The 13,359-nt window shown below is 55.4% G+C and carries 13 protein-coding genes; 7 read left to right on the top strand and 6 right to left on the bottom strand.

All coding sequences use genetic code 11. From position 1 onward, the window contains the following. Both M3436_14935 and bioB read right to left on the bottom strand, forming a co-directional pair. The coding region (locus M3436_14935; GenBank protein ID MDQ3565362.1) for an aminotransferase class I/II-fold pyridoxal phosphate-dependent enzyme at positions 1-682 on the bottom strand (682 nt) is incomplete at its 3' end. 128 nt (positions 683-810) lie between these two features. Next, positions 811-1,803 (bottom strand): biotin synthase BioB, encoded by a 993-nt coding sequence (gene bioB, locus M3436_14930; protein MDQ3565361.1) that lies wholly within the window; start codon positions 1,801-1,803, stop codon positions 811-813. A 279-nt stretch (positions 1,804-2,082) separates the two neighbouring features. Here bioB and M3436_14925 point away from each other — a divergent pair, with 279 nt between their 5' ends. After that, positions 2,083-2,532 carry a ComF family protein gene (locus M3436_14925; GenBank protein ID MDQ3565360.1) on the top strand — a complete coding sequence of 150 codons (450 nt, stop codon included), beginning with the start codon at positions 2,083-2,085 and terminating at the stop codon, positions 2,530-2,532. Between the two features lie 48 nt (positions 2,533-2,580). On the opposite strand, the gene gyrB is transcribed toward M3436_14925, so the two are convergent. From gyrB to dnaA, 3 genes are all read right to left on the bottom strand, one after another. Next, on the bottom strand, positions 2,581-4,986 hold the full coding sequence (gyrB, locus tag M3436_14920; GenBank protein ID MDQ3565359.1) for a DNA topoisomerase (ATP-hydrolyzing) subunit B: 2,406 nt from the start codon (positions 4,984-4,986) through the stop codon (positions 2,581-2,583). Positions 4,987-5,087: 101 nt separating this feature from the next. Next, the gene (gene dnaN / locus M3436_14915; GenBank protein ID MDQ3565358.1) at positions 5,088-6,194 is read right to left on the bottom strand and encodes a DNA polymerase III subunit beta; all 1,107 of its coding nucleotides are present in this window, start codon (positions 6,192-6,194) and stop codon (positions 5,088-5,090) included. A 194-nt stretch (positions 6,195-6,388) separates the two neighbouring features. Then, positions 6,389-7,720 (bottom strand): chromosomal replication initiator protein DnaA, encoded by a 1,332-nt coding sequence (gene dnaA / locus M3436_14910; protein ID MDQ3565357.1) that lies wholly within the window; start codon positions 7,718-7,720, stop codon positions 6,389-6,391. 166 nt (positions 7,721-7,886) lie between these two features. Here dnaA and rpmH point away from each other — a divergent pair, with 166 nt between their 5' ends. From rpmH to mnmE, 4 genes are all read left to right on the top strand, one after another. Continuing rightward, positions 7,887-8,021 carry a 50S ribosomal protein L34 gene (gene rpmH, locus M3436_14905; GenBank protein MDQ3565356.1) on the top strand — a complete coding sequence of 45 codons (135 nt, stop codon included), beginning with the start codon at positions 7,887-7,889 and terminating at the stop codon, positions 8,019-8,021. Positions 8,022-8,376: 355 nt separating this feature from the next. Further along, entirely contained in the window at positions 8,377-8,598 is a 222-nt protein-coding gene (gene yidD / locus M3436_14900) for a membrane protein insertion efficiency factor YidD (protein ID MDQ3565355.1), read from the top strand. A gap of 5 nt (positions 8,599-8,603) precedes the next feature. Beyond that, positions 8,604-10,259, top strand: a complete 1,656-nt coding sequence (yidC, locus tag M3436_14895; protein ID MDQ3565354.1) for a membrane protein insertase YidC — start codon at positions 8,604-8,606, stop codon at positions 10,257-10,259. A 242-nt stretch (positions 10,260-10,501) separates the two neighbouring features. Beyond that, positions 10,502-11,797, top strand: a complete 1,296-nt coding sequence (mnmE, locus tag M3436_14890) for a tRNA uridine-5-carboxymethylaminomethyl(34) synthesis GTPase MnmE (GenBank protein ID MDQ3565353.1) — start codon at positions 10,502-10,504, stop codon at positions 11,795-11,797. Between the two features lie 110 nt (positions 11,798-11,907). Here the strand turns inward: mnmE and M3436_14885 are convergent, their stop codons facing one another. Then, complete coding sequence (locus M3436_14885) at positions 11,908-12,075, bottom strand: hypothetical protein (GenBank protein ID MDQ3565352.1); 168 nt, start codon at positions 12,073-12,075, stop codon at positions 11,908-11,910. On the opposite strand from M3436_14885, the gene M3436_14880 reads away from it, so the two are divergent. Together M3436_14880 and M3436_14875 are read left to right on the top strand one after the other, a co-directional pair. After that, positions 12,037-12,297 (top strand): alpha amylase C-terminal domain-containing protein, encoded by a 261-nt coding sequence (locus M3436_14880; protein ID MDQ3565351.1) that lies wholly within the window; start codon positions 12,037-12,039, stop codon positions 12,295-12,297. The two genes, M3436_14885 and M3436_14880, sit on opposite strands and share 39 nt — an antisense overlap. Positions 12,298-12,333: 36 nt before the next feature. Continuing rightward, on the top strand, positions 12,334-13,359 hold a 1,026-nt coding region (locus M3436_14875), incomplete at its 3' end, for a DUF3416 domain-containing protein (GenBank protein MDQ3565350.1).

Below are 13,359 nucleotides of genomic sequence, written 5' to 3'. Positions count from 1 at the left end.
CCCCATCCACACCCAACACGCCGAACCCATGCGCGTCATCAACCACCAGCACCGCTTTGTGCCGCGCGCACAAGCTGGCGATTTCGACCAAAGGCGCGAGGTCGCCGTCCATGCTAAAAACGGCATCCGTCACGACATAGGTGCGCCCGCCCCGGCCTTTTGAAAGCAGGCGTTCAAGCGCCCCGATATTGCGATGGGGATAACGCACCAGGCGAGAGCGCGCGAGGATCGCCGCATCGACCAGCGAGGCATGGTTGGCCCGATCCTCGATCACGGTATCGTTTCGCCGAAACAACGCGCTGGCGATCCCGAGGTTCGCCAGATAGCCTGTTGAGAATAACAGCGCCCTGGGCCGGCCGGTAAACGCAGCCAATTCAAGCTCCAGCGCGTGATGAGGCTGGCAATGACCCGAGACCAGATGCGACGCGCCGGCGCCGGCGCCATAGCGTCCCAAACCACGCCGAAACGCGGTAACAACGCGCGCGTCGCCGCTTAAACCGAGATAATCGTTGCTGGAGAAATCGACATAGCGACGGCCTTCGACCTCGATCTCCGGACCTTCCGCGCCTTCTTTAACCCGGCGTGTGCGATATTGATAGTGCTCTTTGAGGTGTTGCAGTCCGGCAAGCAGGGCCGCATCGAACCCCGGCGCGTTAGCGTCCCGATTCAGCGCGGTTCCCATCCTTGCATTGCTTCTTCATGCTTACTTTCTTCGCGTTCGATATCCTTACTGTATCCGGAACCGGTTGCAAGAAGCCTGAAACCAAGCATTGTTACCACCACCGTTTCGTACGGATAAGACCGCTGTGCTCAAACTGCCGTGATCCCGAGGCGCTGAAATAGCCGTCGATCATGGCCTGCCGCGGGGTTTTCCGTCGTCAAGAGCTGCTCTCCGTAAAACACAGAGTTAGCTCCGGCAAGAAAACAAAGGGCTTGCAGCTCATCCGACATGCTGCTCCTGCCGGCCGACAACCTTACATAGGATGCGGGCATTAAGATGCGCGCGAGCGCGATGGTGCGCACCATCTCGAAGGGATCCGGGATCTCGGCAGCGCCGAGCGGCGTTCCCTCAACCCGCACCAAGAGATTGATCGGGACGCTTTCGGGATGTTCAGGAAGATTGGCGAGGGTCATCAATAAAGAACAGCGCTCGCGGAGGCTCTCGCCCATACCGATGATCCCGCCGCAACATACCCGCATCCCTGCGGCTCTCACATGCCCGAGGGTCCGCAACCTGTCCTCATAGGTTCGCGTAGTGATAATCCGGGGGTAGTACGCGGGGGAGGTATCGAGGTTGTGGTTGTAATAATCCAGCCCTGCGTCTTTTAGCGCCTCGGCTTGTTCCGCCGTTAACATGCCGAGGGTCGCGCAGGTTTCCAAGCCGAGGCGCTTGACCGCACTCACCATTTCAAGCACGCGCTCCAGATCATCCCGACGCGGGCTACGCCATGCGGCCCCCATGCAAAACCTTGTCGCCCCTTCACGTTTCGCCTTTTCGGCGGCCTCCGTGACGATGGCAACATCAAGCATGCGTGCGGCTTTCACCGAAGTGCCGTAGCGCGCGCTCTGCGGGCAATACGCGCAGTCTTCCGGACAACCCCCGGCCTTGATATTAAGCAATGTGCTGAGCTGAACCGTATTGGGCTTAAAATATCGCCGATGAACGCTTTGCGCTTGAAACAGGAGATCCGAAAACGGTAGACTGTGTATATACTCAGCCTCCTCCGTTTGCCAATCATGCCTAGGCTCTGGGAGTTTCAGGGTGAGATCGGGAAACAAAGAGCCGCTTGTGCGAGCGTTCATCATGGTGTTAAGTGTGTCTTTATTAGCCACCTTATTAAGTCGGCACGCGATCCCTTGCCGATTAACGGAAAGCCCATGCACTGTGTTCTTTGCGATGCTCGGATCCCCTCAAAAAGCTTCCTCTGCCAAGCTTGTTCCGACGTACTTCCGGCGAATACAAACGCATGCCGCACCTGTGCCCTCCCGTTACCGGTAAATACGATCTGCGGTACTTGCCTGCAATACCCGCCACCCTTTGGACTGTGCTTCGCTCCCTATCACTATGCTTTCCCTGTCGATGTGCTGATAAAAGCGATCAAGTTCTCGCAACGCCTCGCTTACGCGGAACTCCTCGCGCGCCTAATGCATCAACAGATAGCGCGCTTACAGACCGACTTGCCCGAGTGCTTGATTCCCATTCCCCTGCACTGGAAACGCCTCTTTGACCGCGGCTATAACCAAGCCGTTGAGCTCGCTAAGCCCCTCGCCGAATGCCTCCGCATCCCGCTGCTGCACGACGCGGCAGTCCGTAATCGAAAGACGATTCCGCAGGCAAGCCTAGCGGCTAAAGCGCGACGCCGCAACGTGCGCCGCGCGTTTCACTTGAACCAACCTATGCGATACCAGCACGTCGCCCTGGTCGACGACGTAATGACGACAGGCCACACAGCCAGCGAACTCGCGGTCTTATTACGTTCCGAGGGGGTGGAGCGAGTCGATGTGTGGGTTGCCGCGCGTGCCTACCGGTAGAAGCGGTACGTATCGACCGCAAAGCTTCGGCGTCTTGCTCTCTCGCGCTCAGGTATCTAGGTTCCCCACGGAAAGAGCGTTGACTTCGATAAACTCGCGTCGCGGCTCAACTTGGTCGCCCATCAGCGTCGTGAAAATCTCATCCGCCGCCACCGCATCTTCGATACGCACTTGCAATAGGCTCCGTGACTCGGTATGCATCGTGGTTTCCCACAACTGCTCCGGGTTCATTTCGCCGAGCCCTTTGTAGCGTTGGATCTGCAATCCGTTGCGGAATTCTTCCAAAGCACGCTCAAACCCTTCTCTCATGCTGCCGATCGGATATGACTTACCGCCCATTTCTACCCTCGCGCCGTTCGCCAAGCTTGCGCCAAGGTGCGCTGATAGCTCGACGAGCCGGTGGTACTCGCCGGACTTAAAAAAATCATGCGTGTAGATATCGGTGGCTTCGATGCCATGTATAATCTTCTTGGTCATGACTCTCGCTAGGCGGCCGGGCGCCAAATCGTATTGCGTATTATATGTCCCTTGTGGGTCGGCTTGCTGTAACCGTTGATCGAGGCGCGCACACCAGATGGCTAGCGATCCTGGGTCGGAAAGCTCTTCGCTGCCGAGCAGCGGAATGTCTCCGATGCCCTTCAGTATTTCCTCGTTATGTGATCTCTGTAAGCGGTTAATCAACTCACGCCACACAAGGTAATCCTGCCCGATCCGATGTACGTCATCTGATTTGACAGCAGAATGTGGTGTGTAGAACCGCGCGTCGCGTAACGCGTTCAACAGCAAATAGTTGAGAAACGATCGCTCATCTTTTATGTATTGCTCCTGCTTTCCCTTCTTCACCTTGTAAAGCGGCGGTTGAGCGATATACACGTGCCCCCGCTCCACTAGATCAAACATCTGCCTATAGAAAAACGTGAGCAACAAGGTCCGGATATGCGAACCATCAATATCGGCGTCCGTCATGATGATGATCCGGTGATAGCGAAGTCTGTCCGGGTTATATTCTTCCCGGCCGATCCCACATCCAAGGGCCATGATCAGCGTGCCCACCTCGGCCGATGCCAACATCTTGTCAAACCGGGCCTTCTCAACATTGAGTATCTTTCCCTTGAGCGGAAGGATAGCCTGAAAACGCCGGTCTCTGGCCTGCTTCGCCGAGCCGCCAGCGGAATCGCCCTCGACCAGAAAAATCTCCGATTGTTTTGGGTCCTTTTCCTGGCAATCGGCAAGTTTGCCGGGTAAGCCCGCGATATCCAATGCCGTCTTGCGCCTGGTCAGCTCTCTGGCTTTGCGCGCCGCTTCGCGGGCGCGCGCAGCATCAATGATTTTATCGGTAATGACCTTCGCCTCGTTTGGGCGCTCTAACAGAAACTCGTCGAGTTTCTCGGCGACGACGCTTTCCACGACACCCTTCACTTCACTCGACACCAACTTGTCCTTAGTTTGCGAAGAAAACTTCGGATCCCGTAGCTTAACCGAGAGTACCGCGGTTAGCCCCTCGCGGACATCGTCACCCGCGACGAGAATCTTAGCTTTTTGTAGGATCCCCTCCCGCTCCATGTATTGGTTAAACGTGCGTGTAATCCCTCCTTTAAACCCCGCTAGGTGAGTACCGCCGTCCCGTTGCGGAATGGTATTGGTAAAACAAAAGATATTCTCTTGATAGGAATCGTTCCACTGCATGGCGACGGCCACCTCGATTTCCTCGCGAGCGACACCGATAGTGATCACACTTGCGTGTAAGGGTGTCTTTTTCTTGTTCAAATGCTCAACGAACGCCGAAATTCCTCCTTTGTATTCAAAACCATCCTTTCGCCCCGTGCGCTCATCGACCAAATCGATCTTGACACCGGAATTAAGGAACGACAACTCGCGTAGCCTTTTAGCTAAAATATCATAATGAAACTCTATGTTCGAGAATACCTTCGGGCTTGGTTTAAATCTTATTTCCGTTCCGCGGTGTATCGCGCTCCTGAGGACCCGGATCGGGGTTTTTGGTTCGCCATCCGCATATTCTTGATAAAAGCATTGCTGATCGCGGTTAATCGTCAAATTCAAGGACTCCGATAGCGCATTAACAACCGATACGCCTACGCCATGCAAACCGCCTGCGATCTTGTAAGATTCATCGTCAAATTTACCGCCCGCGTGGAGGGTCGTCATGATGACTTCGGCGGCTGAGCGTCCCTCTTCGATATGTAGGTCGACCGGGATACCACGGCCGTTATCCTTAACCGTGACCGATCCGTCATTATGAACACGGACATTGATTTCCGTGCAGTAGCCTGCTAGCGCCTCATCGACACTGTTATCTACCACCTCGAATACCATGTGGTGGAGACCCGTGCCGTCATCGGTGTCACCGATGTACATCCCTGGCCTTTTTCGTACAGCATCTAATCCCTTTAGAACCTTGATATTCGAGGAATCGTATCGAGCTGAGCTTTGCATGGCCGGTCGGGGGTACTTGAAGGATAACGAGTTTACCACAGCCACCTATGTTCCACGTGAAACCTCTTACAGCTTATTCGCACACTAAGCCAACACGCCTTTCAAATTCTCATAGGCATAACGACATAAACGTTCGTCGAATCTCCGTCCGGCTTAATCACACAACTGCTACTCGTGTCCTTAAATTCCAGTCGTACTTGAGACGTTTTAATGGCCGCAAGCGCATCGATCAGATAGATGATGTTAAAACCGACTTCCAGTAGCTCATCGTTATAGCTAACCTCGATCTGTTCCTCCGATTCCTCCCGCTCCGCGTTTTGACCGCATGAGCGTAATGTATCCCGATCGAGCGAGATGCGTACGCCCTTGAAACGGTCCGTACACAAGATGGCGCTACGCGCCAGTCCCTGTCGGAGCAGCTCCCGATCGGCCATCACGATCTTATTTGTGTTATGCGGCAACACCCTTTCGTAGTCAGGATATCGCCCATCGATAAGCTTGGAAGTAAACGTGCCATTCACTGTCTGCACCTGAAAGTGGTTGTCGCTAATCGATAGGTTGGCTTCGCCGCCGTCGCCATCCAGCACTTTCAGCAATTCAATAACCGCTTTTCTAGGTACGATGATTTGCATCGATTCCACTACGGCAGTACTTGCTGGTATATCTTTCAAGGCCAGCCGATGCCCATCGGTGGCCACTGCCCGGATCCGGCGCGCGCCAATCTCCAGCAAAAGCCCGTTCAAATAATATCTGACATCCTGCTGCGCCATAGCAAAATGAGTTTCTTCCAAAAGCGCCCTTAATTGTCCGCTTGCAATATCAAAGGTAGCTCGCGGAGAAAATGCGGTAAAACTTGGGAATTCGGCTGCCGGCAGTGTTTGCAGCGTAAAACGGCTCCTGCCGGAACGAATGACGGTCTGACCACTTTGGCAGGAAATGTCGATTCGACACCCGGACGGTAGCGCCCGACAAATATCTAATAGCTTCCTTCCCGGAAGAGTTATCTCACCTGGCTCCATCGCGCCTTGCTCTTGCTCGATAACAACGACAAGCTCGACTTCCATGTCGGTCGCCGAACACGACACAAAATCTTCACGCGCGGACACCAACACATGGCCTAGAATCGGGGTAGACTGATTTCGATCCAGGATCCCACTCAGTTTTTGCAGCGGCAAAAGGAGCCTCTCACGCTCAATAGATAATTTCATAGGCTCATATTAATTTCGCTTTAATGCAAAGCATTTTAATTGCATCCATAAAAGCCTTAGCTTAATAAACAGTAGCTTAAATACGTATCTTCTGGTGGATATATGGTTAATAACCGGGCGCGCTTTCTGTGAATAAGGGTGGACAAGATGAAATGGAGACTACCGGTATGGGGGTTGTTCACAGGGAATTCACATCATGTGGTCAGGATCCTGTAAAGCGTTAAGTAATCGTCGTCGAAGCGTTGTTCGAGCTTGCGCAATTCAGATACTTTTCTGTACGCATGTAGAACGGTAGTATGGTCTCTACCCCCGAACGCATCGCCGATCTCCGGAAGGCTATGATTAGTCAACTCTTTGGACAATGCGATCGCGATTTGTCGAGGACGTGCGATGGAGCGATTGCGACGGTGCGATACCAGGTCGGACACGCGTGTTTTGTAGAAGTCCGCCACGGTTTTCTGGATGTTATCGATTGTTACAAGCTTGTCGTTTAAGGCAAGGAGGTCTTTTAACGCATCCTTTGCGAACTCCAGGGTTATGGGTCGCCCGGTAAATTGAGAGTTTGCAATGACACGATGCAGAGCGCCTTCCAATTCCCTCACATTGGAGCGAAAACGCTTCCCGATAAAAAAGGCAACTTCATCAGCAAGCACTATTCGCGCCAATTCAGCCTTAATCATTAGAATTGCAACACGTGTTTCTAGTTCCGGAGGTTCAATGGCAACCATCAGACCCCATCCAAAGCGCGATTTTAATCGTTCCTCGACGCCTTGGACCTCCTTCGGGTAACGATCACATGTTAGAACAATTTGTTGTTGACCTTCGAGCAAAGCGTTGAAGGTATGGAAGAACTCCTCCTGAGAGCGTTCCTTGCCCGCGAAAAACTGAATATCATCGATGAGCAAGGCATCGACGGAGCGATAGAAACGCTTGAAATCGTTAATAGTGTTATGTTGTAGCGCCTTGACCATATCCGCCACGAAGCGTTCGGAGTGCAGGTACACGACATTTGCATTTGGGCGGATCCGGCAAATCATGTTCCCGACTGCATGCATGCAGTGCGTCTTGCCGAGCCCGACTCCACCACAGATAAAAAGTGGATTGTATGCCGCTCCTGGATTCTCGGCGACCTGTAGGGACGCGGCCCGCGCAAGCTGGTTGGATTTGCCCTCGACGAAAGTTTCAAAGGTAAAATCGGGTTTTAGGCCGCGATTAATCGGGGCGTCGCGGTTGCTACTCTTAGGCAAGCAATGCAGTGTATTACCTGCCTTGGTCCGCCCCGAATGGCTCCCGACCGAGAGGAAGACCTTCACGCCTTCGGCTTCTGCAAGATGAGTGACGAGGTCTACTATCCGCTCAAGGTACTTGTCCTTGATCCACTCAAGTACGAACCGGTTAGGGGCCAGCAACTTGAGATTACGGTCCTCTTCCACCGCGTGGAGAGGTCTAATCCAGGTGCTGAATTGTTGTGGCGGTAATTCGCACTCTAGTTTGGCGAGGCAGCGTTGCCACAGAGATTTCCCCATAGAACCTTCCCTACGTATTATAGAAACGACACCCGGAAGCTGAGAAGTTTATACCCGATTTACGGTGCTTAGCCATTAATGGAGAAAGCATCGTGATTTGACAGAATAAGCTTATTCGTACAACATCTCACGCTTATTTTTATGCCCGCCATCGCGGTACTTTGTCATGAAACGGACTTACCAACCCAGCAAAATCAAGCGCAAGAGGACACACGGTTTCCGTGCTCGGATGAGAACCAAGGCCGGGCGGCTGGTGATCAGGGCCAGGCGCGCAAAAGGCCGCAAGCGATTGACGGCTTGACTGACAAGCGAGCGAGGGCCCTAGCATCCTTTTCTGTGGAGGACAGAGTCAAAGAGCGCCGGGATTTCCGGCGCCTTCTTTCGGCTCGATGCAAATCCAGCGACCGCTCCGTAATGGTGCTTGCGTGCGCAAATGGATTAACCCGGGCCAGACTGGGTATCGCGGTTCCAAAAAAACAAGTTCGCCTTGCGGTAAAAAGGAATCGATTAAAACGACGTGTGCGCGAGTTCTTTCGCCACCACAAGCCAAAGCTCGCCGGCTTCGATACGCTGGTCATAGTTCGTAAACCCGCGTGCGAGCTCACCGGAATACAGTTCCGTGATCTACTCGAATTCCATTGGGACCGTATCGCGCGATGCAGAGAATTCTGATTTCCCTCATTAGGATCTACACGCGGTTCGTGAGCCCGTTCATGGGGCGGCACTGCCGCTTCCACCCTAGTTGTTCGCAATATGCCGCGGAGGCCATCGCATTACACGGTTTAACGTGGGGACTTCGCTTGACTATAAAACGCGTATGTAATTGTCACCCGTTTCACCCCGGAGGGGTTGATCCGGTACCACGTGCTAAGGGTTAGCATAGATGGATAACGTTAGATTACTGATGATCGCGGGGTTATGTATTATTTCCCTGCTTATTTGGCAAGCTTGGCAGCGTGATTACGGTAGCCTCGAATCCCCATGGTCACGGCCGACAACCGGCGAGGCGACGGCGCCTAAAGGGACCGACGTTCCCACCGTAGAGCACGACGAGGAGCCTAGCGCAGCGGTTTCCGATCAAGAGGCCGAGCAGGAAGGCAAGGAAGGTTCGTACGTCCGCGTCAGAACCGATGTCCTGGATCTCGACATCAACAAGATCGGCGCGGTCATCGAAAAAGCGAAGCTGCGTGAATTTCCCGTATCCGTGGACGCCCCTGACAAACCGTTTGTTTTCCTTGACCGGAGCGAATCGCTAACCTTCGTTGTGCAAGGAGGGTTAAGAAGCGCGGAGGTTGCCCCGGATCATCACAGCGAGTATCGGAGCGAGCAAGGCGATTACGAGTTGGGAAACGCCAAGAATTCGTTAAGAGTCGTATTTACCTGGGGTCCGGCGCAAGGACTTACGGTACGGAAGATCTACACCTTCGAGCGCGGTAGCTATCTCGTCAACTTGCGCTATGAAATTGCAAACGAGGGACTTACCCCTTGGGCCGGCCGCGTTTATGGCCAGCTTCAGCGCGGCCAATCAGAATCGGGGTATGGTTTTATTTACACCTATACCGGCGCCGCCATCTCGAGCGTGGAAAAGCGTTACGAGAAAATCGATTTCGATGACATGCAGGAAAAGCCCGTTGACCGCGATGTCTCTAACGGTTGGGCGGCGATACTGCAACACTATTTCGTCGCCGCGCTAGTTCCCGATCCCAAGGAGACTTACCACTATTATTCGAAGATTTTGGACGACGGGAAACGCTATCTGATCGGCCTCTACGGGCCGGAAGTGAGCGTCCCCTCCGGGGCAGATCACGCGATCGACATGGGGATTTACTTAGGCCCAAAGCTTCAGCATGTCCTCGAGAAGATTGCTCCCGGGCTTGAGCTCACGGTCGACTACGGCGTGCTATGGTTCATAGGTAAGCCGATTTTTTGGTTGTTGGAGAAGCTTCACCGCTTCATCGGCAACTGGGGTTGGGCCATCGTGTTTGTGACCGTCATTTTGAAAGTCATGTTCTTTCAATTATCCGCGGCGAGCTATCGCTCGATGGCGAAGATGAAGAAGCTCCAGCCCCGCTTGCAGGCGCTGCGGGAGCGTCACGAAGACGACCGCATGAAAATGAATCAAGCCGTCATGGAGCTTTACAAAGAAGAGAAAGTCAATCCGTTTGGTGGCTGCCTGCCAATCCTCGTGCAGATCCCGGTCTTTATCGCGTTATACTGGGTCTTGCTTGAAAGCGTGGAATTACGCCAAGCGACCTTTGGATTTTGGATAAAAGACCTGTCCGCACCCGATCCGTTTTTTGTTCTACCGGTGCTAATGGGCGCCACCATGCTTATACAATATAAGCTTAATCCGACCCCAATCGATCCCATGCAGCAGAAAGTAATGCAGCTTCTGCCCATCGTGCTTACCGTTTTTTTCGCGTTCTTCCCGTCGGGGTTGGTCCTCTATTGGCTTGCAAACAACGTACTGTCGATCGGACAGCAATGGTTGATCAACAAGCAATATGGCGAAACGGCACACCCGGCTAAGGCGGGTTAGCTGAATAACCGCCCGTGACGGAAGGCGTTTGGAAGAAACACGGTGGGCGGCTTTGCGGTTTGCGTTGTGTTTCTTGAGAGAAGCGCGTCCGAGCATGCCTGTGCGACGGGCGGTTCCCGCTAATCTTCGTGCGCTTCCGGCATTGAGACTGCCGCCAGTCATGTTCGTGCTGGCCTTGCCACGTGGTAGCTCCTGAACGGGATACAATTACCGCCATCGCTTCCCCGCCCGGACGGGGAGGAATCGGGATTGTGCGCATCTCGGGGCCATTGGCCCGCCCAATCGCCGACAACATCGTTCGCCGGCCACTGTCGCCGCGCGTCGCGACCTATGCGCGCTTTGTTGGGACTGACGGCGAAACGCTGGATCAAGGGATCGCTCTGCTTTACGAAGCGCCACATTCTTATACCGGCGAAGACGTCTTAGAACTGCACGCTCATGGCAGCCCAGTCGCGCTGGACCTGCTGCTGCAAAAAGCATCGAGCTTAGGTGCTCGGCTGGCGCGCCCCGGAGAGTTTTCGGAACGCGCTTTCCTGAACGGCAAACTCGATCTCACTCAGGCCGAGGCCATCGCGGATCTCATCGATAGCGCGACGGCCGAAACCGCGCGCGCCGCTCTGCGTTCTTTGGAAGGGGAGTTCTCGGCGCGCGTGCGCGAGATCTTCGAGCAGCTCGTCGCAGTCCGGGTTCATCTAGAAGGGACGCTCGATTTCCCCGAGGAGGAGATCGATGCGGTGGATACGGCGCGTTTGGGCGAGCAACTGGAGGGCGCGCTTCGTGCTACCGCCAGCTTGATCACGCAGGCGACGCTCGGGCGAATGCTCACCGATGGCGTGCGGGTAGTGATAGCGGGCCCCACGAATGTCGGCAAATCCAGTCTCTTGAACCGCTTGGCGCGCGAAGATTGCGCGATCGTGACTGCGGTGGCGGGTACCACGCGCGATGCGATTCGTGTCGAGATCAGCCTCGGCGGGTTGCCGTTCCATTTCACCGATACCGCGGGCTTGCGTGGCACATCCGACCCGATTGAAAGCGAGGGGATCCGGCGCACCCGCGCGGCGGTCGCGCAAGCAGATCACGTGCTCTTCGTGCTTGACGCGAGCGATCCCGGAGCCCGCGATCCCGGCGATGAAATCGAGGGGCTTTCCGCGGGCGCGCGCCTGACCTGGGTACACAACAAGATCGACCTCATCGGTGTGGAGCCGGCCGTGCGCGCTGGCCCCAGCGGCGATGCAGTCTACCTCTCGGCGAAGACGGGCGCCGGCGTGGCGCTCCTCGAGCAGTACCTAAAGAGCTGCGTGGATTACCACGAAGCTCCCGTTGGCGCCTTCAGTGCGCGCAAGCGCCATGTCGATGGCCTGCGGCGGGTACAGGCGTGCGTACAAGAGGCCCAAAAGACGTTTCTCGCCGCGCGCGGACCGGAGCTCGTGGCGGAACATCTGCACCTGGCCCAGCAAGCCTTGAGCGAAATCACCGGCGACTTTACTAGCGACGACCTTTTGGGCGAAATTTTTTCTACGTTTTGCGTCGGGAAGTAGCGGATCACTTAAGGCGTGGTATGCTGCGCGAGAACCCACGTGTTTGACAGCTAACAGGTCGAGTCGTATCTTCTCTTTTGAAGAAGAAGGCCTTTTAAAATCCCTATTCCCTATATGCCCATCCGGGCAAGACGGTATTGTTCATGGGCAGTGAATTTGGCCAGTGGCGTGAATGGAATCACGATGCGAGCTTCGACCGGCATCTCCTGCAATACGCTGCCCAGCAAGGGGTCCAACGCGTGATCGCTTTTATCAGGGGCGGCGAGCGACCTGAGCACAGCATACTCGTCGTTTGCAATTTCACGCCGGCGCCGAGGCTGAACTATCGGGTGGGGGTGCCGCGCGTGGGCAAGTGGCGCGAGATCTTGAACAGCGATGCCCAGCCCTATGGGGGGCGGTTACCGAAATCTCGGAGACGTAGAGGCCGCGCCCGTGCCACAGCACGGAGGCTATCACTCGCACTCTTTGACCCTGCCACCGCTCGGTGTACTCTTCCTTAAGAGCGGATAGGCCAGCCGTCGCTACGCGGTCAGCGAATGTCACCGATTACCCGAGCGAACGAAAGAAACCGGGTCGTCATCGAGGAGGTCAAGCCCGAGATCGACGCCGGCCGCTTTGCCATCAAACGCACGCTGGGCGAGCGGGTAGTGGTGGAAGCCGATGTCTACACGGACGGCCATGACGCGATCGCTTGCATGCTGCGCTATCGACGAGCGGATGGTTCCCAATGGAGCGAAGTGCCGATGCAGCCCCTGGGCAACGATCGTTGGCGAGGCGAATTCACCGTGACCGAGCTCGGCTGCTACCGATACACCGTGATGGGGTGGATCGATCCCTTCGCGTCTTGGCGGCAAGATCTGATAAAGCGCGTTCTGCCGGAGGATATTGCCCTTGCTCTTCTCATCGGAGCCGATCGGATCGAAGACGCTGCCGGACGGGCGAAAGGGAGCCATACCAAACGGCTCAGGGAAATTGCGGCGGCCCTCCGTAGCGCGAGCAACGTAGAGGAGGGGCGTGCTTTGGCGGCTGATCCGGATCTCAATAAGCTGATGGGCCGCTATGCCGATCGCCGCTTTGCGACCCACCATCCGCGCGAGCTCGAGGTAGTGGTGGACCGGGAACGGGCGCGTTTCAGCACCTGGTACGAACTGTTTCCCCGCTCCTGCGCCGACACTCCGGGGCGGCACGCCACATTCCGCGATCTGGAGGCTCGCTTACCCTACATCGCGGAGATGGGTTTCGATGTGCTCTATCTGCCGCCTATCCACCCGATCGGCCACACGAAACGTAAAGGCCGCAATAATGCGCTCACAGCCACTCTTCGCGATCCGGGCAGCCCTTGGGCCATCGGTAGCCAGGAAGGCGGTCATAAGGCGACGCATCCCGAGCTCGGGACGCTGGATGATTTTCGGCGGTTTTTAGAGACGGCACGAGGATACGACATCGAGATCGCGCTCGATATCGCGTTCCAATGCTCGCCGGACCACCCCTATGTCCGCGAGAGACCGGAGTGGTTTCGTCAGCGTCCCGATGGCACGATTCAATACGCGGAGAATCCCCCC

It is taken from the genome of Pseudomonadota bacterium (assembly GCA_030859565.1).
Classification (GTDB): Bacteria; Pseudomonadota; Gammaproteobacteria; order JACCXJ01; family JACCXJ01; genus USCg-Taylor.
This window is presented reverse-complemented; position numbering and strand designations above follow the sequence as displayed.

Coding starts and splice junctions, on each gene's coding strand:
- bioB (MDQ3565361.1), bottom strand. CDS start 1,803: ATGAACGCTCGCACAAGCGGCTCTTTGTTTCCCGATCTCACCCTGAAA.
- gyrB (MDQ3565359.1), bottom strand. CDS start 4,986: ATGCAAAGCTCAGCTCGATACGATTCCTCGAATATCAAGGTTCTAAAG.
- dnaN (MDQ3565358.1), bottom strand. CDS start 6,194: ATGAAATTATCTATTGAGCGTGAGAGGCTCCTTTTGCCGCTGCAAAAA.
- dnaA (MDQ3565357.1), bottom strand. CDS start 7,720: ATGGGGAAATCTCTGTGGCAACGCTGCCTCGCCAAACTAGAGTGCGAA.
- rpmH (MDQ3565356.1), top strand. CDS start 7,887: ATGAAACGGACTTACCAACCCAGCAAAATCAAGCGCAAGAGGACACAC.
- yidD (MDQ3565355.1), top strand. CDS start 8,377: ATGCAGAGAATTCTGATTTCCCTCATTAGGATCTACACGCGGTTCGTG.
- yidC (MDQ3565354.1), top strand. CDS start 8,604: ATGGATAACGTTAGATTACTGATGATCGCGGGGTTATGTATTATTTCC.